The organism is Ruegeria sp. AH12, from assembly GCF_056541465.1.
The window spans coordinates 48,015-71,742 of record NZ_JBQFYL010000007.1 but is presented as its reverse complement, the minus strand read 5'-3'; the positions used below and the strand labels follow the sequence as shown (position 1 = coordinate 71,742).

Annotated in this window: 30 protein-coding genes; 16 read left to right on the top strand and 14 right to left on the bottom strand. The window is 57.8% G+C overall.

Annotation, left to right across the window (positions count from 1 at the left end; translation table 11 throughout):
- Positions 1 to 11: 11 nt before the first annotated feature.
- Positions 12 to 1,199, top strand: a complete 1,188-nt coding sequence (locus tag ACR0EL_RS12605) for a GNAT family N-acetyltransferase (protein ID WP_480500238.1) — start codon at positions 12 to 14, stop codon at positions 1,197 to 1,199.
- A complete protein-coding gene (locus tag ACR0EL_RS12600) occupies positions 1,196 to 1,489 on the top strand; it encodes a 4a-hydroxytetrahydrobiopterin dehydratase (RefSeq protein WP_480500237.1) in 294 nt (97 codons plus the stop codon). The genes ACR0EL_RS12605 and ACR0EL_RS12600 overlap by 4 nt, the downstream gene beginning before the upstream one ends.
- Here ACR0EL_RS12600 and ACR0EL_RS12595 read toward each other — a convergent pair.
- The 4 genes from ACR0EL_RS12595 to ACR0EL_RS12580 all read right to left on the bottom strand — a co-directional run bounded on the left by ACR0EL_RS12595 (position 1,486) and on the right by ACR0EL_RS12580 (position 3,012).
- Positions 1,486 to 1,797, bottom strand: coding sequence for a hypothetical protein (locus ACR0EL_RS12595; RefSeq protein WP_480500235.1), 312 nt, complete (start codon positions 1,795 to 1,797; stop codon positions 1,486 to 1,488). The two genes, ACR0EL_RS12600 and ACR0EL_RS12595, sit on opposite strands and share 4 nt — an antisense overlap.
- Positions 1,798 to 1,821: 24 nt before the next feature.
- The gene (locus ACR0EL_RS12590; protein ID WP_480500234.1) at positions 1,822 to 2,184 is read right to left on the bottom strand and encodes an EF-hand domain-containing protein; all 363 of its coding nucleotides are present in this window, start codon (positions 2,182 to 2,184) and stop codon (positions 1,822 to 1,824) included.
- The gene (locus ACR0EL_RS12585) at positions 2,178 to 2,423 is read right to left on the bottom strand and encodes a glycine zipper 2TM domain-containing protein (protein WP_480500233.1); all 246 of its coding nucleotides are present in this window, start codon (positions 2,421 to 2,423) and stop codon (positions 2,178 to 2,180) included. Before ACR0EL_RS12585 ends, ACR0EL_RS12590 begins: the two co-directional genes overlap by 7 nt.
- A 103-nt stretch (positions 2,424 to 2,526) precedes the next feature.
- Entirely contained in the window at positions 2,527 to 3,012 is a 486-nt protein-coding gene (locus ACR0EL_RS12580) for a redoxin family protein (protein ID WP_480500232.1), read from the bottom strand.
- Between the two features lie 99 nt (positions 3,013 to 3,111).
- Between ACR0EL_RS12580 and ACR0EL_RS12575 the strand changes: the two genes are divergently transcribed.
- The 4 genes from ACR0EL_RS12575 (at position 3,112) to ACR0EL_RS12560 (ending at position 5,807) form a co-directional block, all read left to right on the top strand.
- A complete protein-coding gene (locus ACR0EL_RS12575; protein ID WP_480500231.1) occupies positions 3,112 to 4,323 on the top strand; it encodes an NAD(P)/FAD-dependent oxidoreductase in 1,212 nt (403 codons plus the stop codon).
- A complete protein-coding gene (rsmD, locus tag ACR0EL_RS12570) occupies positions 4,320 to 4,880 on the top strand; it encodes a 16S rRNA (guanine(966)-N(2))-methyltransferase RsmD (RefSeq protein WP_480500230.1) in 561 nt (186 codons plus the stop codon). Before ACR0EL_RS12575 ends, rsmD begins: the two co-directional genes overlap by 4 nt.
- An 87-nt stretch (positions 4,881 to 4,967) precedes the next feature.
- Positions 4,968 to 5,603: an HAD family hydrolase gene (locus ACR0EL_RS12565; protein WP_480500229.1), complete on the top strand. Its 636-nt coding sequence runs from the start codon at positions 4,968 to 4,970 to the stop codon at positions 5,601 to 5,603.
- 24 nt (positions 5,604 to 5,627) lie between these two features.
- The gene (locus ACR0EL_RS12560) at positions 5,628 to 5,807 is read left to right on the top strand and encodes a hypothetical protein (RefSeq protein WP_480500228.1); all 180 of its coding nucleotides are present in this window, start codon (positions 5,628 to 5,630) and stop codon (positions 5,805 to 5,807) included.
- Here the strand turns inward: ACR0EL_RS12560 and map are convergent.
- From map to sfsA, 3 genes are all read right to left on the bottom strand, one after another.
- Positions 5,795 to 6,607 carry a type I methionyl aminopeptidase gene (gene map, locus ACR0EL_RS12555; RefSeq protein WP_480500227.1) on the bottom strand — a complete coding sequence of 271 codons (813 nt, stop codon included), beginning with the start codon at positions 6,605 to 6,607 and terminating at the stop codon, positions 5,795 to 5,797. The two genes, ACR0EL_RS12560 and map, sit on opposite strands and share 13 nt — an antisense overlap.
- A gap of 139 nt (positions 6,608 to 6,746) precedes the next feature.
- On the bottom strand, positions 6,747 to 7,274 hold the full coding sequence (locus ACR0EL_RS12550) for a GNAT family N-acetyltransferase (RefSeq protein ID WP_480500225.1): 528 nt from the start codon (positions 7,272 to 7,274) through the stop codon (positions 6,747 to 6,749).
- 63 nt (positions 7,275 to 7,337) lie between these two features.
- Positions 7,338 to 8,054 (bottom strand): DNA/RNA nuclease SfsA, encoded by a 717-nt coding sequence (gene sfsA / locus ACR0EL_RS12545; RefSeq protein ID WP_480500224.1) that lies wholly within the window; start codon positions 8,052 to 8,054, stop codon positions 7,338 to 7,340.
- 49 nt (positions 8,055 to 8,103) lie between these two features.
- Between sfsA and ACR0EL_RS12540 the strand changes: the two genes are divergently transcribed.
- The 4 genes from ACR0EL_RS12540 to ACR0EL_RS12525 are packed head-to-tail and all read left to right on the top strand — an operon-like array spanning position 8,104 to position 11,021.
- Complete coding sequence (locus tag ACR0EL_RS12540; protein ID WP_480500222.1) at positions 8,104 to 8,826, top strand: competence/damage-inducible protein A; 723 nt, start codon at positions 8,104 to 8,106, stop codon at positions 8,824 to 8,826.
- The gene (locus ACR0EL_RS12535) at positions 8,823 to 9,533 is read left to right on the top strand and encodes a GNAT family N-acetyltransferase (RefSeq protein ID WP_480500221.1); all 711 of its coding nucleotides are present in this window, start codon (positions 8,823 to 8,825) and stop codon (positions 9,531 to 9,533) included. Before ACR0EL_RS12540 ends, ACR0EL_RS12535 begins: the two co-directional genes overlap by 4 nt.
- A gap of 31 nt (positions 9,534 to 9,564) precedes the next feature.
- Positions 9,565 to 10,122 carry a peroxidase-related enzyme gene (locus ACR0EL_RS12530; protein WP_480500330.1) on the top strand — a complete coding sequence of 186 codons (558 nt, stop codon included), beginning with the start codon at positions 9,565 to 9,567 and terminating at the stop codon, positions 10,120 to 10,122.
- The gene (locus tag ACR0EL_RS12525; RefSeq protein WP_480500220.1) at positions 10,119 to 11,021 is read left to right on the top strand and encodes an OmpA family protein; all 903 of its coding nucleotides are present in this window, start codon (positions 10,119 to 10,121) and stop codon (positions 11,019 to 11,021) included. Before ACR0EL_RS12530 ends, ACR0EL_RS12525 begins: the two co-directional genes overlap by 4 nt.
- Here ACR0EL_RS12525 and ACR0EL_RS12520 read toward each other — a convergent pair.
- Positions 11,014 to 11,976 (bottom strand): sodium-dependent bicarbonate transport family permease, encoded by a 963-nt coding sequence (locus ACR0EL_RS12520; protein ID WP_353008764.1) that lies wholly within the window; start codon positions 11,974 to 11,976, stop codon positions 11,014 to 11,016. The genes ACR0EL_RS12525 and ACR0EL_RS12520 overlap by 8 nt on opposite strands.
- Positions 11,977 to 12,075: 99 nt before the next feature.
- On the opposite strand from ACR0EL_RS12520, the gene ACR0EL_RS12515 reads away from it, so the two are divergent.
- A complete protein-coding gene (locus ACR0EL_RS12515; RefSeq protein WP_353008765.1) occupies positions 12,076 to 12,993 on the top strand; it encodes a LysR substrate-binding domain-containing protein in 918 nt (305 codons plus the stop codon).
- A gap of 52 nt (positions 12,994 to 13,045) precedes the next feature.
- Here ACR0EL_RS12515 and ACR0EL_RS12510 read toward each other — a convergent pair whose 3' ends face one another.
- Positions 13,046 to 13,951, bottom strand: a complete 906-nt coding sequence (locus ACR0EL_RS12510) for a LysR family transcriptional regulator (protein WP_170533810.1) — start codon at positions 13,949 to 13,951, stop codon at positions 13,046 to 13,048.
- 226 nt (positions 13,952 to 14,177) lie between these two features.
- Here ACR0EL_RS12510 and ACR0EL_RS12505 point away from each other — a divergent pair, with 226 nt between their 5' ends.
- The gene (locus ACR0EL_RS12505; protein WP_480500219.1) at positions 14,178 to 14,618 is read left to right on the top strand and encodes a DUF4399 domain-containing protein; all 441 of its coding nucleotides are present in this window, start codon (positions 14,178 to 14,180) and stop codon (positions 14,616 to 14,618) included.
- Between the two features lie 22 nt (positions 14,619 to 14,640).
- Here the strand turns inward: ACR0EL_RS12505 and ACR0EL_RS12500 are convergent, their stop codons facing one another.
- Both ACR0EL_RS12500 and ACR0EL_RS12495 read right to left on the bottom strand, forming a co-directional pair.
- Entirely contained in the window at positions 14,641 to 15,357 is a 717-nt protein-coding gene (locus ACR0EL_RS12500; RefSeq protein WP_480500217.1) for a phosphotransferase, read from the bottom strand.
- 80 nt (positions 15,358 to 15,437) lie between these two features.
- Positions 15,438 to 17,465, bottom strand: a complete 2,028-nt coding sequence (locus ACR0EL_RS12495) for a 2,4-dienoyl-CoA reductase FMN-binding domain-containing protein (protein WP_480500216.1) — start codon at positions 17,463 to 17,465, stop codon at positions 15,438 to 15,440.
- 136 nt (positions 17,466 to 17,601) lie between these two features.
- Here ACR0EL_RS12495 and ACR0EL_RS12490 point away from each other — a divergent pair, with 136 nt between their 5' ends.
- Entirely contained in the window at positions 17,602 to 18,087 is a 486-nt protein-coding gene (locus ACR0EL_RS12490; protein ID WP_480500215.1) for an RNA pyrophosphohydrolase, read from the top strand.
- Positions 18,088 to 18,177: 90 nt separating this feature from the next.
- Positions 18,178 to 18,825: a PAQR family membrane homeostasis protein TrhA gene (gene trhA, locus ACR0EL_RS12485; RefSeq protein ID WP_480500214.1), complete on the top strand. Its 648-nt coding sequence runs from the start codon at positions 18,178 to 18,180 to the stop codon at positions 18,823 to 18,825.
- Positions 18,826 to 18,876: 51 nt separating this feature from the next.
- On the opposite strand, the gene ACR0EL_RS12480 is transcribed toward trhA, so the two are convergent.
- Entirely contained in the window at positions 18,877 to 19,866 is a 990-nt protein-coding gene (locus ACR0EL_RS12480) for an adenosine kinase (RefSeq protein WP_480500212.1), read from the bottom strand.
- The gene (nth, locus tag ACR0EL_RS12475) at positions 19,863 to 20,507 is read right to left on the bottom strand and encodes an endonuclease III (protein ID WP_353008773.1); all 645 of its coding nucleotides are present in this window, start codon (positions 20,505 to 20,507) and stop codon (positions 19,863 to 19,865) included. Before nth ends, ACR0EL_RS12480 begins: the two co-directional genes overlap by 4 nt.
- Positions 20,508 to 20,625: 118 nt before the next feature.
- Here nth and ACR0EL_RS12470 point away from each other — a divergent pair, with 118 nt between their 5' ends.
- Together ACR0EL_RS12470 and ACR0EL_RS12465 are read left to right on the top strand one after the other, a co-directional pair.
- Complete coding sequence (locus tag ACR0EL_RS12470) at positions 20,626 to 21,477, top strand: methylated-DNA--[protein]-cysteine S-methyltransferase (RefSeq protein WP_480500211.1); 852 nt, start codon at positions 20,626 to 20,628, stop codon at positions 21,475 to 21,477.
- 177 nt (positions 21,478 to 21,654) lie between these two features.
- Positions 21,655 to 22,089: a glyoxalase superfamily protein gene (locus ACR0EL_RS12465; protein ID WP_353008776.1), complete on the top strand. Its 435-nt coding sequence runs from the start codon at positions 21,655 to 21,657 to the stop codon at positions 22,087 to 22,089.
- 56 nt (positions 22,090 to 22,145) lie between these two features.
- Here the strand turns inward: ACR0EL_RS12465 and ACR0EL_RS12460 are convergent, their stop codons facing one another.
- Positions 22,146 to 23,585 carry an aldehyde dehydrogenase family protein gene (locus ACR0EL_RS12460; RefSeq protein ID WP_480500210.1) on the bottom strand — a complete coding sequence of 480 codons (1,440 nt, stop codon included), beginning with the start codon at positions 23,583 to 23,585 and terminating at the stop codon, positions 22,146 to 22,148.
- Positions 23,586 to 23,728: the final 143 nt, after the last annotated feature.

The window sequence follows — 23,728 nt, the reverse complement described above, 5'->3', positions numbered from 1 at the left end:
GCGGAGGGTACATGGATCAGGCGCAGATCGAAGTTCAGGTACTGAGCTCACTGTCGCAGATTTCTGCGGCAGAATGGGATGCCTGCGCTTGCCCCGAGGCCGCAGATGGCGGGCGCCCTCTGGATCCGTTCACCACTCATCGGTTTCTGTTGGCACTTGAAAACAGCGGGTCGGTCGGGTCGGGAACTGGCTGGCATCCGCAATACCTGACCAGCTATCTGGACGGAATGCTGATCGCTGCCGCGCCGATGTATGCCAAGTCGCACAGTCAGGGCGAATACATCTTCGACCATAGCTGGGCCCACGCCTACGAAAATGCGGGCGGGCGCTACTATCCCAAACTGCAGATAGCCGTTCCCTTTACGCCAGCAACTGGGCGGCGGTTTCTGGTTCGGCCGGGGTATGAGACAATTGGCATGTCCGCACTGGTGCAGGGTGCGGTGCAACTGGCGGCCGACAATCAGATTTCATCTCTGCACGCAACCTTCTGCACCGAGGATGAGGCGCTGGCGGGCGAACAGATGGGCCTGATGCTGCGCAGCTCGCAGCAATTTCACTGGTTGAACGACGAATATGCAGATTTCGATGGGTTTCTCGCTGCTCTGTCGTCGCGCAAACGCAAGAATATCCGCAAAGAACGGGCGCAAGCGAACGGGTTTGGTGGTGACATCATCACTTTGACCGGGTCAGAGCTGCGGCCCGAGCATTGGGATGCGTTCTGGCGGTTCTATCAGGACACCGGTGCGCGGAAATGGGGCTCACCCTATCTGACGCGGCAGTTCTTTGACATCGCACAGGACACGATGGCGGATGATATGGCGCTGGTTCTTGCCATGCGCGATGGCTATCCGATTGCAGGGGCGCTGAATTTTATCGGGCGCGAAACGCTTTTTGGTCGGTATTGGGGCTGTGTCGAACACCATGCCTGCCTGCATTTCGAACTGTGTTACTACCGGGCCATTGATTTTGCGATTGCCCACGGTTTGTTGCGGGTCGAGGCAGGTGCGCAGGGCGAGCACAAATTGGCGCGCGGCTATTTGCCGACGCGCACGCACAGCTTGCATTGGGTTGGTGATCCGGGTTTTGCTGACGCTGTAAAAAGATATCTGGACGCCGAAGGCCGTGCCGTAGGAGAAGAGATTGAGATTCTGACGGACTACGGACCGTTCAGAAAGTCGAACCCGGAGGAACAGCAATGACTGAGCTTTTGTCGACCGAGACCCGAGGCCCCCTTTTGGATCCGCTGTTTAGCAACGGTTGGACCATGGTTGAAGGTCGGGATGCAATCACCAAGACCTTTGATTTTGACAATTTTGTTGCGGCTTTTGGTTGGATGACCCAGGTGGCGATCTGGGCTGAGAAGTGGAACCATCACCCGGAATGGTTCAACGTCTACCGGACGGTCGAAGTTGTGCTGTCCACCCACGATGTGGGCGGTTTGTCATCTCTGGATGCCAAACTGGCGCGCAAGATGGACAGCCTGATTTAGCCGCGATCCCCGCGCGATCCCATTCCACCAGCCAATGAGGCGACAACGCCCATCTGTTCGAACTCGCCCGGTGTCACGGTTCCGTCGCTGACATTTATGTTGCCCGGAATTCCGGTTGTGCGGTTGCCAACCTGCCGCACGCTGCGCGCGGCGGGATCAATATCCAGACACTTCGTGTTGTAGCAGGTCAAACCGCTGGTATTGATCTGAATACGGGACTGCCCATCCGGCCCGGTGATAACGGGGGCCTGCGGCACATCACATGCGGCGAGCACAGACAGCGCCCCAAAGGCGATCCATTTGTTCATACCACGCTCCTGTTCAGAGTTGGCCTAGTCCAACTGGCCGTTTCCGTCCTGATCCGCAGTGGTGAAATCGTTGTCCATCTGCGCGTCGTATTCTGCCCTTGAGATAAAGCTATCGTCGTTCCGGTCAACGTTTTGAAACTGTTTGATGTCCAGAAACGGCTTGGCCTCATCCAATCCCAGCGTGCCGTTCTTGTCCTCATCCATCGTCTGAAACGCGTAGTCGGAAAAGGCGTTGAATTCGTCCTTGGACAGGAACCCGTCATTGTTGGCGTCAATGGCCCGCAATTCGTTTTCGTGTAGCTCGGCCACGGTTTCGGCATTGGCCGCAGCGGCAAACGCAACGGACGCGATCAAAACAAGCGGTTTCATTTTCAATGCTTTCAACATGCGAACCTCTGCCCTTCGATGCCACCCGCGGCAGCGCCTGCCGCGGTCAGAATGGTTTTGCCGGAGCCGCCCCCGAACTGATTGCCAATTGCACCGCCGATCAACGCGCCACCCAATGTGCCACCAAGGCAGGCGATCTCATGTTGGCGCGCGGCTTGTTGTTGTGGGGTGGGGGCGGGGCCGCAGGCTGCCAAAGCACCAGTACAGACCGCGCAGAGGGTCAAAAATCTGAATTTCATCAATCAACTCCCGTGTTTATGCGTCAAGTATTCGCGTAACGGGGTGTTGTCGCAAGTTAAATAAGGTTCATCTGGCCCCGACACGGGCCGGGGCCAGATCGGTTCAGATTGCGTCCAGCAGGGCCTCGCCAGCCGAAACTTCGCACACCCCGGGGTTTTCTTCCAGGTTCAGCGCGACGACCTTGCCGTCCTCGACCAGCATCGCATAGCGTTTGGACCGCGCGATCAGGCCCACGGGCGGTGCATCGAAATCCATGCCGAGGGCTTTGGTGAATTCCGATGTCGCATCGCCCAGCATGGTCAGCCCCGCCGCCGTGGCGCCGGTGGATTCGCCCCAGGCATGCATGACAAACGGATCGTTGACAGAAATGCAGATCACTTCGTCTACACCTTTTGCGTCGAACTGGTCCTTGGTCCGGATAAAGCTGGGGACATGGGCGGTGGTGCAGGTGCCGGTATAGGCACCGGGCACCGCGAAGATCACCACTTTCCGGCTTTTGGTTTTGTCGGAAATCCGCACCTCTTCCGGGCCGTCCGCGCCCATTTGGGTCAACGTGGCATCGGGCAGCGTGTCACCTGTTGAAATCATTTCTTACCTCCTGTCGTTTGGATTTGCAGAGTCGGGCTTTGCCGCAATATAGGTGGTCGCGTGGATGAGACCACGGTAATTCGACAGGGTGGGAGGAACATGAGCCATATTGTCGTGATCGGTGCCGGACAAGCGGGCGCATCGCTTGTCGCGCGGCTGCGCAAGGATGGGTTTGATGGTGACATCACCCTGATCGGGGCTGAACCGCATCTGCCCTATCAGCGCCCGCCCCTCTCCAAGGCTTATCTACTTGGTGAAATGGAATTGGAGCGTCTTTTCCTGCGGCCCGAGAGCTTCTATGCCGAGAACAACATCACCCTGCGCCTGGGACAGCGTGTCACCGCAATTGATCCGCAGGCCAAGACCGTGACGGTTGGCGATGATGTCATTTCCTACGACGAACTGGCACTGACTACCGGATCTGATCCGCGCTATCTTCCCGCCGCGATTGGCGGTGACCTGCAAGGCGTTCACGTGGTGCGCGATCTGGCGCATATCGATGAGATGGAGCCTCGTGTCACCGATGGCGCACGCGCGTTGATCGTGGGTGGCGGCTATATCGGGCTCGAGGCTGCAGCCGTCTGCGCCAAGCGCGGGGTCAAGGTGACTTTGGTCGAGATGGCCGAGCGTATCTTGCAACGCGTTGCTGCGAAGGAAACCAGCGACTATTTCCGCGCATTGCACAGCGAATACGGTGCGGATATCCGTGAAGGCGTTGGGTTGGATCGGCTGGTCGGTGACAACGGCAGAGTGGTCGGAGCGGTTTTGACGGACGGGTCCGAGATTGTGGTAGATTTCGTTGTTGTCGGTGTTGGCATCGCACCATCGACGCAACTGGCCGAGATGGCGGGGCTGGAACTGGACAACGGGATTAAAACCGACGCCCACGGCCGCACCTCTGACCCGTCGATCTGGGCGGCAGGCGATTGTGCATCCTTCCCGCATGGCGAAGGGCGTATTCGTCTAGAGAGCGTCCCAAACGCTATCGATCAGGCCGAGATCGTCGCTCAGAACATGTTGGGTGCCGCCAAGGACTACACCGCAACGCCGTGGTTTTGGTCGGATCAGTATGACGTCAAGCTGCAGATTGCCGGGCTGAACACAGGGTATGACCGTGTCGTGACCCGCAAAGGTGAGGGCGCGACCGTGTCCTTCTGGTACTACAAGGGCGACCAGCTGATCGCGGTCGACGCCATGAACGACCCGCGCGCCTACATGGTTGGCAAACGCCTGATCGATGCGGGCAAGACGGCTGATCCATCCGTGGTCGCGGACCCGGAAGCGGACCTGAAGCCGCTGCTTAAAGCGTGAGGATCATCGCCGGAGACTTCCGAGGCCGCACCTTGGCCTCGGTTGGCAAGGGCGATGCGGGCGCGCATCTGCGCCCGACCACAGACCGGGTGCGCGAAAGCCTGTTCAACGTTCTGACGCATCAGATCGACTTCGATGGTCTGCGCGTGTTGGATCTGTTTGCAGGCACCGGCGCATTGGGGCTTGAGGCGCTGTCGCGTGGGGCAGCGCATGTCACGTTTGTGGATGACGGGCGGGTTGCGCAGGGTTTGATCCGCAAGAACATCGAGCTGACCGGCAGCGCCAACCGCACTGATCTGATCCGTCGCGACGCCACGCGATTGGGCATCAACCCGGATGCGTCTTACGATCTGGTTTTTCTGGACCCACCTTATGGCAAGGCGCTTGGGCAAAAGGCGGTGGCGGCCACCGTTGCCGGTGATTGGCTCACGGATGACGCCCTGCTGGTCTGGGAAGAGAACACCCCCATGGTCGCACCTGATGGCTTCAGCCTACACAGCACTCGAAAGTATGGTGATACCCATATCTCATTGATGTGGCGTAATGTTTCAGACTGAAACGCACTGCGCGGATTGACGCCACATTCCGATTTGCGCGGCGACCCACACTCGGCTAGGTCGGTTGCAAAACAGGCGGAGAGTTCCATGCACGATCTTGTCATCTTTGATTGCGATGGCGTTCTGGTCGACAGTGAGCCGCTGTCCAATCAGGTTTTGGTAGACAACCTTGCCCGCTATGGACTGGACCTTACTCTGGAAGACAGCGTTGGTTTTTTCTTGGGCGGTACAATGGCTGGCGTGCGCGACAAAGCACGTGCGCTGGGGGCTGATTTACCCGACGACTGGATCGATGAAGTCTATTCGGAAACCTACGAGCGTCTGCGTCAGGGCGTGGCATTGATGCCGGGTATTCGGGACTTGCTTGATCGGCTCGACCACCACGGTATCCCATTCTGCGTGGCCTCAAATGGCAGTCCGGACAAGATGGCGATCACGCTGGGGCAGAACGGGCTTTGGGACCGGTTTCAGGGTGCCATGTTTTCGGCCCACGAACTTGGGACTGCAAAACCGGACCCAGAGATGTTTCTGCTGGCCGCGAAGCAGTTCGACGCGTCCACACCCGTCGTGATTGAAGACAGCCAGAATGGTGTGACTGCCGCGGTACGCGCAGGCATGCGGTGCCTTGCCTTAGTACCAGAGGGTCACGGCGCCAAATTGGCGGAGATCGGGGCAGAGGTTTTTCACGACATGAACGTGGTGCCGGATCTTTTGGGAATTTGACGCAACCGTGCTAGTGTCGGGGTTATGGACCGCGTACTTAACCCACCGATTTGGTCATTTTCGCAGGATGCCGATGTCACTCCGGCCCCCGAGCGTAAGCCGATGCGCGCACCTGTTTTCATTCACGACGCAGTAATCCCTTGGCGAGATGAAACGCTGTTGCTCAAGCTGCTACGCGAACAGGCCGTCGATCAGGACGAATAGGTCGGATGGTACTTCCCGCCGGGTGAGAGTGTGAAGATCTCCACCCCATCGGCTGTCACACCCACGGAATGCTCAAACTGCGCGGACAAGGATTTGTCGCGGGTTACGGCAGTCCAGTCATCGGCCAGCGTTTTGGTTTCCGGGCGGCCCAGATTGACCATCGGTTCGATGGTGAAGAACATACCTTCTTCCAGAACCGCTCCGGTTCCCGGACGCCCATAATGCAGGACGTTTGGCGGTGCATGGAACACCCGGCCCAACCCGTGGCCGCAAAAATCGCGGACAACGCTCATCCGGTGCGCCTCAACATAAGCCTGAATGGCGTGGCCGATATCACCGAACGTGTTGCCGGGCTTGACCATCTCGATGCCCTTGAACAGCGCGTCATGGGTGACCTGAATCAGACGCTCGGCCTTGCGGGGCAGTTTTCCTGCAACATACATGCGCGAGGTGTCACCGAACCAACCATCGACAACGACGGTCACGTCGATATTCAGGATATCGCCATCTTTCAGCTTCTTATCGCCGGGAATGCCGTGGCAAACCACGTGGTTTACACTGATGCAGCTGGCGTGCTGATAGCCTTTGTAGCCGATGGTCGCCGAGGTCGCGCCTGCATCCTCGACCATCTGCGTAATCAACCCATCAATCGCACCGGTTGTCTGACCGGGAAACACATGATCGGCAATATCGTCGAGTATCCGCGCAGCCAAGGCCCCTGCCGCATGCATGCCGGCAAAATCCCCTTGTTCATAGATGCGGATGCCGTCTTTCGTCATACGGCCGCGATGCTCTTTCATCGACGCTAAGCTCCAAATGTGTCGCGCAGCACTCTATTTACGCTGCTTGTGCAGAAAGTTCCAGAGGGCGCGGGGCTGTGGCTCCGAAATTGGCGGGTGTGTCGCAGAGTTCAAGTATCGCCAGCAAGGGCGTGTTGCCTTAAATTTCTTTCACGAAGTAGTGCATATGCGGGCGCAGCACAGGTTGGTCTTTGTAGGTTGTCGTCTCAATTACTTCATCCACTTCGACAAAGCCCAGTTTTGGATAAAGGCTGCGCATTTCGACATTGGGTGTAAGCGTATCGGCAACCAATCGTGTCAGACCCATCGTGCGCGCGGCCTTTTCTCGGGCTTCGATCAGTGCTTTTTCGGTGCCTGTTCCTCTTGCGCTCTCAACAACAAAGACTCTCTTGAGTTCACCAGTCTGGTCATCAAGCCGTTTCAGCATACCACATCCGATGATTTCACCGGCGGCATCTCGCGCCACAACGATGCAGCCGTTCGGAGGCAGATAGTCGTTCGAATTGGCCCAGAATTCGGCCATTGCGCTTTCGGGTGCGGACGGGTCTATGTCGAAACCCATATCCTGCATTCGTTGGACGATGAGGCCATAATACTGCGATAAAATGCTACTGAATGCGTCCTTTTCCGGTAATTCGGTACAGGTTTCAATTGATACTTCTACCATCAGGGGGCTCCTAGCTGGCCGCACTGGCTTTTGCCTCGAACAGGTTTCGCCGACATCCTGCGATCATATCTGGGTTTCGGATCCGATGCAGGCATTTGTCTCAACCCAAACGCCCTCGGGCGTTATCCGAGTGCCATAGGCCAACCGTTCCACTCCTTTCACCTGTGCAGCCTTAAACGCCGCCGCATAGGCTGGATCGATGTCTGCGGCCAGCGCGAAGCGTTCGCAATCGGTGCGCTGCACCAGATACAGCATGATCGCCCGGTGCCCCTGTTCAACCATCTCGGCCAGCTCGCCCAGATGTTTGGTGCCGCGCGCGGTCACGCTGTCGGGGAACTCGGCCAGTCCGGGTTCACGAGACAGGGTGACGCTTTTGACCTCGACATAGGCATCGGGCAGGCCAGGCCCGCTGAGTAGGAAGTCGATGCGGCTGTTCTGGCCGTATTTCACCTCGGCCCGTACGGTATCATAGGCGGCCAGTTCAGGAATCTCACCCGACTGCAACGCCAGACGCAGGGCCTTGTTCGGAACGGATGTATCGACCCCGGTGAAATGTCCGTTCTCATGATCGACCAGCCGCCAGCCGTATTTCAACTTTTTCTTCGGATTGTCATTGGGCTCTAGCCAGATTTTCTGCCCGGGTTCCGCCAGCCCCATCATCGAACCGGGATTGGCGCAATGGGCGGTGACCTCGCGGCCGTCCTCCAGTGTGCAATCGGCCAGAAAGCGTTTGTAGCGGCGGATCAGGCGGGCGGGGACAAGAGGGGTTTCAAATCGCATAGCCTAGGGCCTATACCTGCCCCAAAGGTCGATCAAGAGGAGACGTTCCATGGCCAATCCAAGCGCTGCGATGCTGGTGATCGGGGATGAGATTCTGTCCGGTCGAACGCGCGATGCGAATATGCACTACCTCGCTGGCGAACTGACCAAGCACGGCATCGACTTGAACGAGGTGCGTATTGTCAGCGATGATGCCCCGGCGATTGAAACTGCTGTGAAGGCTCTGTCCGACAGCTATGACAATGTGTTCACCAGCGGCGGTATCGGCCCGACCCATGATGACATCACCGCCGATTGCATCGCGCGCGCTTTTGGGGCGCATATTGGTGTGCGGGATGATGCAAGGGCCCTGTTGCAGGCACATTATGACAAATCGGGGTTAGAACTGAACGAAGCGCGCCTGCGCATGGCCCGCATCCCAGACGGGGCGGTTTTGATCGACAACCCGGTCTCAACCGCGCCGGGCTTTACCATTGGAAACGTCCATGTCATGGCCGGGGTGCCGTCGGTGTTTCAGGCCATGGTGGCCAGCGTTTTGCCCAAGCTGACCGGAGGCAGCCCGCTCTTGTCTCAGACCCTGCGTGTGGACCGGGGGGAGGGTGATATCGCGGCGACTTTGGCCTCTTTGGCGGATGCTTATGGTGACCTGTCGATCGGTTGCTACCCGTTCCAGATCAACGGGGCTTTCGGTGCAAATGTCGTGATCAGAGGCACCGAGGGCACGCGCATCGACGCCGCCATGACCCAACTGGCAAAAGAGCTTGAACTGTGAGCGTCAATTGGGCTGAGGTTGTCGATGGCACATGGCCCGCTGCCAGCTATCAGCGGTTAGGTCCATTTCAACTGCGCCAAGGGCAGGGCGGTGGGTCGCGGGTTTCGGCAGCCAGCGCCATCGGTCCGGTCAGCGAAGCGGATATTGATGCAGCAGAACAGGCGATGCTGGCCATGGGGCAAAAGCGCATCTTTTGCCTGCGCCCGGGTGACGAGGCGCTAGATGCGCAGCTTGCAGCGCGCGGTTATCAGGTGCTGGACCCGGTTAACATTTATGCCTGCCCCGTCTCACATCTGACGGACAGGCCGATCCCTCTGGTCACGGTTTTCCAGATTTGGGAGCCCCTAGCGATCATGCGGGAAATTTGGGCGACCGGCGGCATCGGTCCCGAACGGGTGGCGATCATGGAACGCGCCAAAGGGCCCAAGACCAGCCTGCTCTTGCGCCATTCGGATCAACCTTGCGGGGCCGCTTTTGTCGCGATGCACAAAGATATCGCCATGTTGCATGCGCTTGAGATCTTGCCGGATCACCGGCGGCAGGGCATGGGCGAATGGACGATGCGGGCGGCCGCGATCTGGGCGCGCGACAATAGTGCGCAAACGCTCAGCGTGATCTGCACTAAGGCGAACCAAGGGGCAAATGGTCTCTACCGCGCGCTTGGGATGGAGATCGTCGGCGAATACCATTACCGTCAGCTTATCTGACGAAGAGAGGCACCCCGTGACACAACAAGATATGCCCACAGCGCTGGACCTGCCTATGGTCGATCCACTGCCGCCTGAGACGCAGAAATACTTTGATATCTGTGTCGAGAAACTGGGCATGGTGCCAAATGTGCTGAAGGCCTATGCGTTCGATATCGATAAGCTCAACGCCTTCACCACCATGTATAACGATCTGATGTTGGCCGATAGCGGGTTGACCAAGCTGGAACGTGAGATGATTGCGGTTGTCGTGTCATCGATCAACAAATGCTTCTATTGCCTCGTTGCCCATGGTGCCGCGGTGCGGCAGTTGTCGGGAAATCCGCAATTGGGAGAGATGTTGGCCATGAACTATCGCGTCTCGCCTCTCGATACGCGTCAGCGTGCTATGCTGGATTTTGCGGCCAAGATGACCAAGGCCAGCGCCGAGATTGAAGAGCCTGACCGCCAGCATCTGCGCGATGTGGGGTTTAGCGACCGAGATATCTGGGACATCGCCAATGTGGCCGGCTTCTTCAACATGTCCAACCGGGTCGCCAGCGCCACCGCCATGGCGCCAAACCCCGAGTATCACGCACAATTTCGATGATCCGAACGCTTATATCTGTCTTCTTGGTTGTTGCCGGACCTGTGGTGGCGCAAGAACTGACCTTGCCGCAGACGGCACAGCAGATCAGCGACCGCAGTTCGGCCTTGGACAGCTATGATCTACCGACCGGGCCGTTTGCAGATGGAGCTGTGCCATCACGGACCGTTGAAGGGCAGGTTGAGCGATACACATGGCGCGTGCAGGCCGGGTCCAGCACGACCCTGCAGTTGCTGGCCCCGTTGCGGGATCAGATCGAAGCGCAAGGATATGACATCCTTTTCGAATGCGAGGCGCGCGTCTGTGGCGGCTTTGACTTTCGGTTTGGAACCGAGGTCGTCCCCACACCCGACATGTATGTTGCCATTCAGGATTACCGGTTTCTGGCGGCACAGAAAGGGCAAACCGTGCTGAGCCTGCTGGTCAGCCGGGACCCGCCCGACGGCTATGTGCAAATGATCCGCGTCACCCCTGCTGACGCGCCCGCACCCGCGCCAATCGTTGTCGAACAATCCGTCGATGGGGCCCAAGGCCTCTTGGCCGAGCTACAGCAAAACGGGCACGTCATTCTGGACGACCTGCATTTCCGCACCGGTGAGGTGGCGCTGGGCGACGGTCCGTTTGCCTCGCTTGCCTTGATGGCCGGATTTCTGGCAGATAATCCAGGCCTGCGTTTGGCGCTGGTTGGCAACACCGATGACACTGGCGATTTAGATGCCAACATTCGGGTCAGCAAACGCCGGGCCGAGGCGGTTCGTAGTCGGTTGATCGAAGCTTATGGCGTCGCGGCTGACCGGATTGAAGCGCAGGGCGTGGGTTATCTTGCCCCGATCACCTCGAACGCGACGCCCGAAGGGCGAGACCTGAACCGCCGGGTCGAGGCCGTTTTGCTGGTCAACTGACCCACCACAGGTAAAGCGGCAAGCCGACGGTGATATTGAACGGGAACGAGACACCCAACGAAAGCGTCAGGTAAATCCCGGATTCGGCCTTCGGTAGCGCGATTTTCATGGCAGCCGGAACCGCGATGTATGAGGCTGAAGCCGACAGCACCATGAACAGGAACAAGCTGCCCTGTGGCAAACCGATCATGGCTCCGACCGCCCAAGCCATCATTGCGCCGATCAGAGGCATCAGAACACCAAAGGCGAACAGACCGACCGACAGTTTGTCCCGATTGTTGACTAGGCTGCGTCCAGCCGACAGACCCATATCCAGCAGAAACAGGCACAGGATGCCGGTAAAAGGTGTGACAATGAAGGGTGCGATCATCTGCATTCCTTCACCACCCGTAATAGCGCCGATCAGAAACGCACCGGTGAGCAGCACAATCGAGCCATTGGCCAGCAGGTCCCGCCAAAGTTTGTCATTCTTGACACCATTGTTGCCGGCCTTATGAGCGAGCCACAGCGCCGACAGAATAGCCGGGACTTCCATCGCTGCTGCAACGGCCACCATGAACCCGTCATGAGCCAGGCCCACCAAATCCAGCAAGCTGGTTGCGGTGACAAATGTCACAATCGAGATGGAACCATAGTGCCCCGCCACCGCAGCAGCGTTAAGCGGGTCTAGCCGTGTCATGACCCTGAGCATGCCAAATGCGACGAAAGGGATCACGAATGACAAGGCAACCCCGCCAAGCAAGGTCAGGAACAGTTGCAGGTGAATACCGTGTGCCGCCAAGCTGGCACCGCCTTTGAAACCGATTGCCAGCAATAGATAAAGCGACATGAATTTGGCCGCGCCCGCCGGTATCGATAGATCGCTGCGCACGAAGGCCGCCAAAAGCCCGAGGGCGAAGAATAATATGGTGGGCACCAGCAGGTTGCTGGATAGCGTTTCGATCACTCCGGGCATTTTATAGCTCCTGTTCCCTCTGTTTGGGGCTAGGTGCCTTGCAAATTCTTTTTCGCCAAATACTATCTTACTAAATTATAGATAGTTTTAGGCTATATAATGCGCCCAACCTTGCGTCAACTGGAGTACATCGTAACGGTCAGCCGCCTTGGGCGGTTCAGCCTGGCGGCTGAGGTGCTGAATGTCAGTCAACCCAGCATGTCAACGCAAATTGCGACGGTAGAACAAGAGCTTGGCATTCGCATCTTCGACCGCAACCGTGGTGGAATTCAGGTCACAACAAAAGGGGAAGAGTTTATCTCGCGCGCGCAGAAGATCCTTGCAGACGTAAAAGACCTGCGCCACGCGATGACCAATGATATGCCCGTTGGGGGAAGGTTGAGACTGGGCGTCCTGCCTTCGATTGGGCCATATTTGTTGCCACAAGCGATCAAAGAGGTGCATCGGCAGCGCCCCGGGCTGCGCATTGTCGTACGTGAGGAAAACACGTTGGATCTGGAGCAGGGCCTGAAATCCGGTCGATTTGATCTGATCCTGTCAACGCCCGAAGACCATGCCAACACCCTGCAACACCGTTTGTTCAACGAAACGCTTTGGATCGCCGTGGCAGTTGATGACGTGTTGGCACAAGATATCCATGGTGTCAGCGCCGCAGATTTGCAGAACCGATTGTTCCTGACCCTTGATCAGAGTCATCGCTTATCGCGCATCGTCTACGGATTGGCAGCAGAATGTGGAGGAGTCGTTTCGGATGAATATGAGGGCACGACCCTCGATTCCATTGTCCTTATGGCGGCGTCGGGTGTAGGCGTTGCTATCCTGCCTGACCTTTTCGCCCGCAGACAGGGGATTTACCGTGACGAAGTGCGGTTGCGTCCGTTGTCCATTCCCAATGCCAATCGCGATATCGCCCTGCTGGCGCGCAACTCTGAAAACCCACCGCTGGGTCAAAATGTGCTGACAGAGGCGTTGCGCTCTTCCGCTCGGTCCATGGGGTTGTCGATCATCGAACCATAAAAAAAAGACCCGCACATTTCTGCACGGGCCGTTCCAGTTCACAGGGAGAAACTTACCAATCCATCGGACCCTTCTCGTTGAAGGATTCGACCAGAAAATCAATGAATGCGCGCACTTTCGGCTGGGTAAAGCGGCCGGGAGGATAGACCGCATATACCCCCTGCACCTCATCCGGTAGCGATGGCATGGCATCCAGCACAAGGCCAGATTTCAACGCATCCGCATACAGGTAGCTGGGCAGGTGGGCGATGCCCAAGCCCGAAATTGCGGCATTCAAAAGGGACTGCCCGTCATTCACACTCAGCCAGCCGGCGGTGCGGACCTGCCGTTTTTCACCCGAAGGTGCGGTCAGTTTCCACACACTGCCCGAGGATTGGCTGGAGTAGTGCAGCAGTTTGTGTTCGTTCAGATCGTCGATCTTTTGCGGGCGTCCGAACTTTTCGATGTAGCTGGGCGCCGCGACCATGCGTTTGACGGTTTCTGTCAACTTGCGGGCGCGCAGGGTGCTGTCTTCCAGCTCTCCAATGCGGACGGCCACGTCAAAGCCTTCGGATATCAACTCAACATATCGGTTATTCAAAACCATGTTCACGGTGATGTCGGGATAGGCTGACAGAAATTCGGACAGCACGGGCGACAGGTGATTGACGCCAAAATCGGTCGCAACGCTGATGCGCAGCAGGCCCGATGGTGCCGATTGCATCGAAGTGACCAGCGCATCCGCCTCGCCCGCATCATTAAGTACGCGGCGCGCGCGGTCATAATAGGCCAGTCCGATCTCGGTTGGTGAAACCCGGCGCGTCGTGCGGTTCAACAGCCGCGCACCCAGCCGCGCCTCAAGGCTCGACACGTGTTTGGACACTGCCGATTTGGAGATACCCATCTTCTTGGCCGCATCGGTGAAGCCACCTTGGTCCACCACGTTGGCGAAGGCTTCCATTTCGGTCAGTCGATCCATACTCGTTCCCCAGGTCTTGCTCTCGAAGGTGATATTGGTTCCGAATCTGGGCGGAAACGGGGCAGACATGGGATAATATCAGGGTTTTGAATCGGATCGTTTGCAGTTCAGAAACGCGGAAACAGTGGTTTCCGATCCGTCAGCAGCGGCGATAAGCACCGAATTCTACATAATTTCGCGTTTATGCTATGGTCAGAATGGCAATTTTGTGACCTGGGAGGAGTTAATGAAATCGTTTCTATTCACCGCCGCGTTCTGTCTGAGCGCAAGTTTTGTCTGGGCCGGGGGCGAGACCGCGTCGAATCCCGATGCCAAGGTCTATTTTGTGAATCTTGCGGATGGCGATAGTGTTCAATCTCCGGTCACGGTGGTCTTTGGCCTCAGCGGAATGGGTGTCGCGCCTGCGGGAACTGAGGCCGAGAACACAGGCCATCACCACCTGCTGATCAACCGCCCACCGATTGGTGAGGGCGAAGACGGCGCGGATGAGTTGGCCTATGGCCTGCCCGCCGATGACAACCACATGCATTTTGGCGGAGGTCAGACCGAGGTGACACTGGACCTGCCTGCCGGACAGCATACGCTGCAACTGGTGCTGGGAGATGCAGGCCACGTGCCGCACAATCCGCCTGTGGTGTCCGAGGTGATCACGATTGTCGTGGAGTAGCTTAAAAGAGCTTTGCCGAAGCTCATGACATGCGTTGAAGACGTTCTGCACAAGTGAGCGCATACTCGGGTTCGCGCAGCCAAGAGCATGCTGTTTCCCAAGCTGCTATCGCACGTGATATCGAAGCAGTCGCTTTGGTAAGGACACCTGTGTCGAAAATACGCGTATCACGTCTACATTCATCCCAGTCGAGCAGTGCGACGGCGCCTGTTTCTGTATACAGTAGATTGTCGGCGTTTAAGTCACCATGGACAATAGATTGAGGCAGTTCTGAGATATCTTTCCAAGCCGCGCGGCAGTTCTCGGCAACATTCGTTGGCATCTCACCCAAGTCGATATCGCCACCGCAATCCGAATAAATGTAGTCTTTAGAGGCAAGAAATCCGGGCCTCTGTGATACATTTTGGCATCTATTGTGGAACTCGTCTATCAAAGGTGAAACACGGTTTAACTCTTGGGTTTTAAAGGGCCTGCCAAGGATTAAAGTTTCGCAAGTCCAATTCGCCTCGGTCAGGCGGCCTTGTAGGCTGAGACGAAAGTGGGGGACGATAAATCCACTTCTGCGGGCCAGCTCTTGTACATGGATCAGCCATGAAATCGCCTCAACTGAGCGACATGTCGATTTGAAGACGAGGTTCGTTTCCAGGCCAACAGTTCGAAACACAGTATTCCTGTGCCCCCCTTGCATGAGAACCAATTCGGCGTTTACGCCCCAAGCTTCGAGCGGTGGTGTTTTCATCCTGCAGGAAGGTTACCCAAATCGTCAGACAGAGGGGTATCTAAAACTGGATGTTTTACTGCTTGATATAGAAATCCAAACTAAAATGTGGCCGCCAACCGTGTCCCCTGGTTGATTGCCCGTTTGGCATCCAGTTCGGCCGCCACATCAGCGCCGCCGATTACATGTGGGGTGATCCCGCGATCAATCAGCGCATCGGCGAGGCTGCGGTCCGAGATCTGACCGGCGCACAGCACAATCGTGTCCGCTGAAATCACCGTGGGGTCGGCGCGCTCTTCGCCAAAGCTGACATGCAGGCCATCTTCGTCGATCCGCTCATAGTTCACGCCGCCAACAAAGTTGACATCTTTCATCTTCAGCGTCGCGCGGTGAATCCAGCCGGTTGTTTTGCCCAACCCTTTGCCATGCGCCTGTTTCTTGCGCTGCAGCAGGGTGATCTGACGGGCTGGCGCTTCGGGCTGCGGTCCTTCGGGCGCAAGGCCCGAGCGGTGTTCAGCTGGGTCCGTCACGCCCCATTCCTTCATCCAAAGCGGTAGGTCGGTGGTGGCGCTGTGCCCGTCCTCCAGCAGGAATTCAGAAACATCAAACCCGATGCCGCCTGCGCCAATCACAGCCGCTGATTTCCCGACATCGGCCTTGTCGCGCAACACGTCGATATAGCTGAGCACATTGTCCCGATCCTGACCGGGGATTTCCGGATCGCGAGGGGTAACGCCGGTGGCGATGACCACTTCATCAAAGCCGGTCAGGTCATCCACGCCGACTTCGCGGTTTAGTTCCACGTTTACACCCAGATCATCCATCATGGTGCGGTACCAGTCGACAAGGCCCCAGAACTCCTCTTTCCCCGGAACCTGCTTGGCCATGTTCAGCTGCCCGCCGACCTCAGGCGCGCGGTCGAACAGGGTAACGCTGTGTCCGCGTTGGGCCGCGGTCATCGCAGTGGAAAGGCCTGCGGGGCCAGCGCCTACGACGGCTACGGATTTCGGTGCTTCGGCTTTCTCGATCACCAATTCGGTCTCGTGGCAGGCGCGCGGGTTGACCAGGCACGAGGTCAGCTTGCCGCTGAACGTGTGATCCAGACAGGCCTGATTGCAGGCAATGCAGGGCGCGATCTGCGCCGACTGCCCCGCGATGGCCTTGTTCACAAAATCCGCATCCGCCAGCATGGGCCGCGCCAGTGACACCATGTCGGCGCAGCCGGTGGCCAGAACCTCTTCGGCGACTTCAGGTGTATTGATCCGGTTCGAGGTGATGATCGGGATCGATACCTTACCCATCAGCTTCTTGGTCACCCAGGCGAAGGCCGCGCGTGGAACGCTGGTTGCAATGGTTGGAATGCGCGCCTCATGCCAGCCGATTCCGGTGTTGATGATCGTGGCCCCGGCCTTTTCAATCTCTTGCGCCAGTTGCACAACCTCGTCATGGGTCGAGCCATTGGGAACTAGATCGATCATCGACAGGCGGTAGATGATGATGAAATCCGTGCCCACAGCATCGCGCGTGCGGCGCACCACCTCAATCGGCAGGCGCATGCGGTTTTCATAAGAACCGCCCCAGCGATCCTCGCGCTTATTGGTGTGCGTTACCAGGAACTGGTTCAGAAAGTACCCTTCGGACCCCATGATCTCGACGCCATCATAGCCAGCCTTTTGCGCCAGAACCGCAGCATTCACGATATCGCTGATCTGCTTCTCGATGCCGTCTTCGTCCAACTCATTCGGCGGGAACGGAGAGATCGGGGACTTCACCGGGCTGGGGGCAACGCATTTCGGACCATAGGCATAGCGCCCGGCGTGCAGAATCTGCATTGCGATCTTGCCGCCTGCTTCGTGCACACGCTGTGTCACGATGGAATGGTTCGCTACTTCCTTATCATTGGTCATCATCGATGCGCCGGGCAGAACCGAGCCTTCGAGGTTCGGACCGATGCCGCCTGTCACCATCAACGCCACGCCGCCACGCGCCCGGTCTGCGTAGAACTCGGCCACCCGGTTCCAGTCGCCGGTTTCTTCCAGCCCGGTATGCATCGAGCCCATAAGCACGCGGTTCTTAAGCGTGGTAAAGCCCAGATCCAGCGGGGCCAGCATGTTTGGGTACGCAGTCATAGCGAAACTCTCCCTCCCGAAGTTGCGATCTAAATTGACCTGCACGTCACCTTTGTCACGCGAAACCTAACGTCACCCCCTTTGCGGGGGCTTTCACCCTTGTTAGAGGTTGGCCGGACAAGTGACGAGGCCACATATGACCCCTGATGAGATCGCCAAACTGCCCTATCGCCCCTGCGTCGGGCTGATGCTGATGAATGCCGACGGCAGGATTTTTGTGGGCCAGCGCAATGACCGCCACAAGGATGCCTGGCAAATGCCGCAGGGTGGGGTGGACAAGGGTGAAGACCCGCGCGATGCGGCCCTGCGCGAGCTTTGGGAAGAAACCGGGGTGACCGCTGACCTGGTCGAGATCATCGCCGAAACCGACGGCTGGCTGCCCTATGATCTGCCGCACGAGATTGTGCCGAAGATCTGGAAAGGCCGTTATCGGGGGCAAGAGCAGAAGTGGTTCCTGCTGCGTTTCAAGGGGACCGATGATCAGATCAATATCGCCATGGATCATCCCGAATTCACCCAGTGGAAATGGCAAGAACCCAGCCAGCTGGTGAATGAGATCGTGCCATTCAAACGTGATGTCTATGAACAGGTTCTGAGCGCGTTCAAAGCGCATCTGTCCTGAACGCACCCTTTGCGCGAGGTCTAACGTTAGGGAAGGTTGGACATTTCCCGGGCTGGTAGTTAGCGCGGAGATGGCATTTTCGGGCTTCTCATGACATATACGACCTATCCGAGCACCGCTCAGGCACACCGTAGTGCAGACATGGCCGTTCATGCGGTCGGGCTATTGCTGATCCTGTCAGCGGGCGGCGTACTTGTGATCAATGCCTATGCCCAACTTGAGACGGCTTTGTTTCTTGCGGTGGTGGTCTATGTTCTGTGCGCGTTGGTCTCGAACCTGGCGTCCTGGGCCTATCACTTCGCCCCCTGGCATGATCGTCGCATGGTGCTGCGCCGGATCGATCATGCAGCAATCTACCCCAGTATCTGTGGAACGTTTACGCCGTTCTTCGTTCAGGCGGGTACGACGTGGACCATGACCTTGCTTTGGCTGTGCTGGGGTCTGACCATTGTGGCGGTCTGGAACAAGATCGCAAACGAAACCATCAAATCCAAATGGTCGACCGCCTCTTATCTTGGGCTTGGGGCCATTGGATTAAGCGCGATGCCCGATATGACGACCGTTCCGGTGGCGACACTGTGGTGCATCGTCGCCGGGGCTGCCAGCTATGTGATCGGAACGGTTTTCTATGCGCGAAAAACCATGCCGTTTCGTTATGCGATTTGGCATACCTTTGTGAATATCGGCGGCATCTTCATGTTCGTGGGTATTTGGCTCGCGCTGTTTTCGGACAAATGAAAAGGCCGGAGCGTGCGTCCCGGCCTTTCAGAATTCAACCAGAAGACCCGGTTAAAGCAGCCCTTCGCTTTTCAGAAGTTCAACCATATTCGCCTCGGGGCGCGGACCGATATGGCTGATCACTTCGCGGGCACAGACATTACCAATCTTGGCGCATGTCTCAAAATCCCGACCCGTCGCCATGCCAAACAGGAACCCTGCGGCGAACTGATCGCCTGCGCCGGTTGCATCCACCGGAACCACCTTTTCGACCGCCACATCCACGCGCTGACCCTCGTGCAGCACGGTCACGCCGTCGCCTGAACGGGTACACACGATCAGCGGGCAAATCCCGGCCGTTTTGGCCAGTGCTTCTTCCAGATCGTCGGTCTCGAACAGAGATTTGATCTCGGCCTCATTGCCAATCACGAAGTCTAGCTCATTCTCGATAAGCAGCAGGAAATCGACCCGGTGACGCTCGACGCAGAACGGATCGGAAATGGCGATCCCGGCTTTGCCGCCACCTTTGTGACAGGCGCGCGCAGCCTCAAGAAACGCGGCTTTGCCCTTTTCCTTATCGAACAGATACCCTTCGAGGAACATGATCTGGCTGTTTCCGGCAACCTCGTCCGAGACGTCCTGAGACGAAAGTTCCGAGGAAATCCCCAGATAGGTGTTCATCGACCGCTCACCATCAGGCGAGACAAAGATCATCGAGCGCGAGGTCGGCAGCTCGCCACCCGGCACAGGCGGGTTCACGAAATCCACGCCGTCTTCGTTCATCGCATCGGCGTAGAAGCGACCTAGCGCGTCATCATGCACGCGGCCAATAAAGGCAGCATCCAGACCCAGCGCACCCGCGCCCGCAATGGTGTTCGCGACCGAACCGCCCGGTGTCTGCACCCGACCCTCCATCGAGGCATAGAGCACTTCGCCGCGCTCCTGCTCGATCAGTTGCATGATGCCTTTTTCGATGCCCATCAGTTCCAGGAAACTGTCATCGGCCTGGGAAATGACATCTACAACGGCATTTCCGATGCCGGTCAGTTGGTAGGTTTTCATAGGGTCTTGTCCTCGAATTGACAGAGATCACGGATTATACAGGTTGGGCATTGCGGTTTGCGCGCTTTGCAGTGATAGCGCCCGTGCAGGATCAGCCAGTGATGTGCATGGAGTTGAAAGTCGGCTGGAATATTGTCCTCGATGGCGCGTTCGACGGCGTCTACGTCCTTGCCGGGGCAAATACCAGTGCGGTTGCCGACACGGAAGATATGCGTGTCCACCGCTTGCGCCGGTTGCCGCCACCACATGTTCAGAACCACATTGGCCGTCTTGCGCCCCACCCCGGGCAGCGATTGCAACGCGGCGCGGGAATTGGGAACCTCACCATCATAGTCCTCAACCAGAATGCGGCTGAGCTTGATGACGTTCTTCGCCTTCTGGCGGAACAGTCCGATGGTTTTGATATGCTCGATCAGGCCTTCCTCGCCCAGATCCAGCATCTTTTGCGGAGTATCTGCGATCTTGAACAGCTCACGCGTGGCCTTGTTGACGCCCGCATCGGTCGCCTGTGCCGAAAGCGCGACCGCGACGACCAGCGTATAGACGTTCACATGTTCCAGCTCGCCCTTGGGCTCGGGGTCGGCCTCTTGAAAGCGCGTAAAGATCTCGCGGATCGTGTGGTAATCGAGTTGCTTTGCCATCCGAGCCTTAATGCCGCCCAAGGGCCAATGACACAAGCCCAAAGCCAATGCGCAAGTTCCGGGTCGCTTGGACGTGTCCCGCGCGCTATGGTTTAAGCCACAGAATGAGGTGAGACCCATGAACATCCAGACCCAGGAAAGCGGCTATCACTACAACGTCATGCGGCGCGCGATCGAGCTGATTGATCAGGGCGGAGAAACCCTCAGCCTCGACGAACTGGCGCAGCAGATGGATATGAGCCCGGCCCATTTCCAACGTCTGTTCTCGCGTTGGACTGGCGTATCACCGAAACGCTACCAGCAATACCTGACACTCGGCCACGCCAAGGCGCTGCTGCGGGAACGCTTCACCACTTTGGAAACCGCCCATAATGTGGGCCTGTCCGGTAGCGGTCGCCTGCACGACCTGTTCCTGAAATGGGAGTCCATGAGCCCCGGCGAATACGCCCGCAAAGGCGCGGATCTGACGATCTATTGGGGCTGGTTCGAAAGTCCCTTTGGCCCTGCGCTGGTCATGGGCACCGACAAGGGCATCTGCGGCATGGCTTTCGGGGCCGAGACCGGCGAGGAAGAGGCAATGGAGGATATGCTGTCGCGCTGGCCCTTGGCCGAGTTTGTCGAAGACCCGATGCACCTGCGCCCGTGGGTGCTGACTGCCTTCGGATCGGTCAGCGACCGTTTGCAGCCGACGCCTCTGTACCTGATTGGCTCACCCCTGCAGATCAAAGTGTGGGAGGCGCTGATGCACATCCCGTCGGGTCAGGTTACCACCTATTCCGAGATCGCGCAGCGGGTGGGGTCGCCGCAGGCGGTTCGCGCAGTGGGCACGGCCGTTGGGCGAAACCCGGTCAGTTGGCTGATCCCCTGCCACCGGGCGCTACGCAAATCAGGCGGCCTTGGTGGGTATCACTGGGGCTTGCCCGTCAAGCGCGCGATGCTAGCCTATGAAGCGGCGCAAGCTGACGCCTGATTGACAAGCCATCCAAACATCGCCAAAAGGCGCGGCAGGTTCGGGTCTCCTGCCGTTCGCGGCCCTTGGCTTTGGTGAAACCCGTTTGAATGAACATCTGTTGCCCTTTTCTGGCGCGTGGATGGAAATGCGAACCCCGTTCTGACTTCGCGCCCGTTCCAGAAAACGAGGCATATGATGACACGATCTGACTCAATCGCTCCGGTGACGGAGCTAAAATCACAAGCGAAACGCCTGCGGGAGGCTTTGAAAACCACCGGGGTTTTCGTATCGCACAGTGCGGCGCTGGAGCTTCTGGCCCGGCAGCACGGCGTGCGGGACTGGAACACGCTGACGGCAATCGCCGGAAGCCGAATGCATCTGAGCGTGGGTGACCGGGTAAAGGGCCGATATCTGGGTCAGCCATTCACTGCGCAGATACGCGGATTGACCGTTCTGGGTGATGGTGCGCAACGTAGGTTGACCCTGCAATTCGACGCGCCGGTGGATGTGGTCCGGTTCGACAGTTTTTCGGCGATCCGGCAGCGCGTTACAGGTGTGATCGGTTGGGATGGCCGATCCACCCGGTGCACCTCGGACGGCGAGCCTCAGCTTGTTGTTCAACCGGCATAAAAAAGGCGCGAGGCACTGGATGCGCCTCGCCCTTTCATGACTAACTACGCTTTGAGCTACTCAGCAGCCCAGCCGCCCACGGCTTTGACTTCTAGGAAGTCTTCCAATCCCCAGACGCCGCCCTCGCGCCCGTTTCCGGATTGCTTCATGCCTCCGAACGGCGACCCGGCGCTGCGCGATTTGCCGTTCATTTCAACCATGCCCGACCGCAATACCCGCGCCATGCGGTTGGCGCGCGCGCCGTCTTGTGTCTGGACATAGTTGGTCAGACCATAGGGTGTGTCATTGGCGATCTCGACTGCTTCTTCTTCGGTGTCGAAGGGGATCATGGTCAGAACCGGGCCAAAGATTTCCTCGCGGGCGATGGTCATCTGGTTGTTGGCGTCGGCAAAGACCGTGGGGCGGACATAGTAGCCCTTGTTCAGCCCGTCCGGCCGCCCGGTGCCACCGGCGACAAGGCGGGCACCTTCGTCGATACCTTTTTGGATCAGGTCCTGAATCTTGGTCCACTGAAGTTCGTTCACCACAGGTCCGATATGACGGCCTTCCTCCGCCGCGCTAGCGACAGATACGGAATTAGCCACCTCGGCTGCAGCTTCAACGGCTTGATCGTAGATCGGGCGCTGCACCAGCATTCGGCTGGGGGCATTACAGCTTTGGCCCGTGTTGTTCATCATATGCAGCACGCCGCGCTTGATGGCTTTCTCATCCGCATCAGCAAAAACCAGGTTCGCGCCTTTGCCGCCCAATTCCAGATGGACCTTCTTCAGGGTATCTGCCGCATTTTTGGAGATGGCAGTCCCGGCACGGGTCGAGCCGGTGAAGCTGACCATATCTACGTCTGGATGTGCCGACAGCTGTGAACCAACCCCGACCCCGTCACCGTTCACAAGGTTGAACACGCCGGGTGGGAAACCTGCCTCATCCATCATTTCGGCAAAGATCATCGCGTTCAGCGGACTTTGTTCCGAGGGTTTAAGCACCATGGTGCATCCCGCAATTGCCGCCGCACCCACCTTGAGCGTGATCTGATTCATCGGCCAGTTCCAGGGGGTGATCAGGGCCGCGACGCCTACTGCCTCGTAAATGATGCGGTCATTTGGTGCATGATCACCCAAGGGCCGTTCAAACGAAAACGCCTTGGCGGCTTTGATGAAGTTTTGCAGATGCCATGTTCCTGCACCGGCCTGTTGCGAGCGGGCCATATCGATGGGCGCGCCCATCTCAAGCGACATGGCTTGGGCCAGATCTTCGCTGCGCGTCTGGTAAATCTCGATCAGTTTCTCGACCAGCGCGATCCGCTGTTCGACCGGAGTGGCCATCCATCCCGGCAGCGCGGATTTGGCTGCTGCCACGGCGGCGTTTGTATCCGCCTCGGACCCCAGAGAAATCACTGCACAGGGATCTTCGGTCGATGGGTTGATCACCTCAAAATCATGGGCTTGGGACGGGGCAACCCATTCACCGTTGATATAGAAATTGCGCTTTTCGATCATGGCGAATCCTCCTGGATCGTGATGTCCTAAACTGGGGTTGCGCATACACTGTCACCGACCCCGGTGCGCGACAAGAGGAGAATTTGATCAAATTTCTTACGGGTGCTTACCCAGAAAAAAGCAAAGCTGGATTTGCGGAAGGT

Coding starts and splice junctions, on each gene's coding strand:
- ACR0EL_RS12460 (WP_480500210.1), bottom strand. CDS start 23,585: ATGATCGAAAAGCGCAATTTCTATATCAACGGTGAATGGGTTGCCCCG.
- ACR0EL_RS12490 (WP_480500215.1), top strand. CDS start 17,602: ATGACCCCTGATGAGATCGCCAAACTGCCCTATCGCCCCTGCGTCGGG.
- ACR0EL_RS12505 (WP_480500219.1), top strand. CDS start 14,178: ATGAAATCGTTTCTATTCACCGCCGCGTTCTGTCTGAGCGCAAGTTTT.
- ACR0EL_RS12525 (WP_480500220.1), top strand. CDS start 10,119: ATGATCCGAACGCTTATATCTGTCTTCTTGGTTGTTGCCGGACCTGTG.
- ACR0EL_RS12510 (WP_170533810.1), bottom strand. CDS start 13,951: ATGGATCGACTGACCGAAATGGAAGCCTTCGCCAACGTGGTGGACCAA.
- ACR0EL_RS12540 (WP_480500222.1), top strand. CDS start 8,104: ATGGCCAATCCAAGCGCTGCGATGCTGGTGATCGGGGATGAGATTCTG.
- ACR0EL_RS12575 (WP_480500231.1), top strand. CDS start 3,112: ATGAGCCATATTGTCGTGATCGGTGCCGGACAAGCGGGCGCATCGCTT.
- nth (WP_353008773.1), bottom strand. CDS start 20,507: ATGGCAAAGCAACTCGATTACCACACGATCCGCGAGATCTTTACGCGC.
- trhA (WP_480500214.1), top strand. CDS start 18,178: ATGACATATACGACCTATCCGAGCACCGCTCAGGCACACCGTAGTGCA.
- ACR0EL_RS12495 (WP_480500216.1), bottom strand. CDS start 17,465: ATGACTGCGTACCCAAACATGCTGGCCCCGCTGGATCTGGGCTTTACC.
- ACR0EL_RS12465 (WP_353008776.1), top strand. CDS start 21,655: ATGACACGATCTGACTCAATCGCTCCGGTGACGGAGCTAAAATCACAA.
- map (WP_480500227.1), bottom strand. CDS start 6,607: ATGAAAGAGCATCGCGGCCGTATGACGAAAGACGGCATCCGCATCTAT.
- ACR0EL_RS12530 (WP_480500330.1), top strand. CDS start 9,565: ATGCCCACAGCGCTGGACCTGCCTATGGTCGATCCACTGCCGCCTGAG.
- ACR0EL_RS12520 (WP_353008764.1), bottom strand. CDS start 11,976: ATGCCCGGAGTGATCGAAACGCTATCCAGCAACCTGCTGGTGCCCACC.
- ACR0EL_RS12605 (WP_480500238.1), top strand. CDS start 12: ATGGATCAGGCGCAGATCGAAGTTCAGGTACTGAGCTCACTGTCGCAG.
- ACR0EL_RS12580 (WP_480500232.1), bottom strand. CDS start 3,012: ATGATTTCAACAGGTGACACGCTGCCCGATGCCACGTTGACCCAAATG.
- ACR0EL_RS12515 (WP_353008765.1), top strand. CDS start 12,076: ATGCGCCCAACCTTGCGTCAACTGGAGTACATCGTAACGGTCAGCCGC.
- sfsA (WP_480500224.1), bottom strand. CDS start 8,054: ATGCGATTTGAAACCCCTCTTGTCCCCGCCCGCCTGATCCGCCGCTAC.
- ACR0EL_RS12560 (WP_480500228.1), top strand. CDS start 5,628: ATGGACCGCGTACTTAACCCACCGATTTGGTCATTTTCGCAGGATGCC.
- ACR0EL_RS12600 (WP_480500237.1), top strand. CDS start 1,196: ATGACTGAGCTTTTGTCGACCGAGACCCGAGGCCCCCTTTTGGATCCG.
- ACR0EL_RS12470 (WP_480500211.1), top strand. CDS start 20,626: ATGAACATCCAGACCCAGGAAAGCGGCTATCACTACAACGTCATGCGG.
- ACR0EL_RS12585 (WP_480500233.1), bottom strand. CDS start 2,423: ATGAAATTCAGATTTTTGACCCTCTGCGCGGTCTGTACTGGTGCTTTG.
- ACR0EL_RS12480 (WP_480500212.1), bottom strand. CDS start 19,866: ATGAAAACCTACCAACTGACCGGCATCGGAAATGCCGTTGTAGATGTC.
- ACR0EL_RS12590 (WP_480500234.1), bottom strand. CDS start 2,184: ATGTTGAAAGCATTGAAAATGAAACCGCTTGTTTTGATCGCGTCCGTT.
- ACR0EL_RS12595 (WP_480500235.1), bottom strand. CDS start 1,797: ATGAACAAATGGATCGCCTTTGGGGCGCTGTCTGTGCTCGCCGCATGT.
- ACR0EL_RS12550 (WP_480500225.1), bottom strand. CDS start 7,274: ATGGTAGAAGTATCAATTGAAACCTGTACCGAATTACCGGAAAAGGAC.
- ACR0EL_RS12565 (WP_480500229.1), top strand. CDS start 4,968: ATGCACGATCTTGTCATCTTTGATTGCGATGGCGTTCTGGTCGACAGT.
- ACR0EL_RS12500 (WP_480500217.1), bottom strand. CDS start 15,357: ATGAAAACACCACCGCTCGAAGCTTGGGGCGTAAACGCCGAATTGGTT.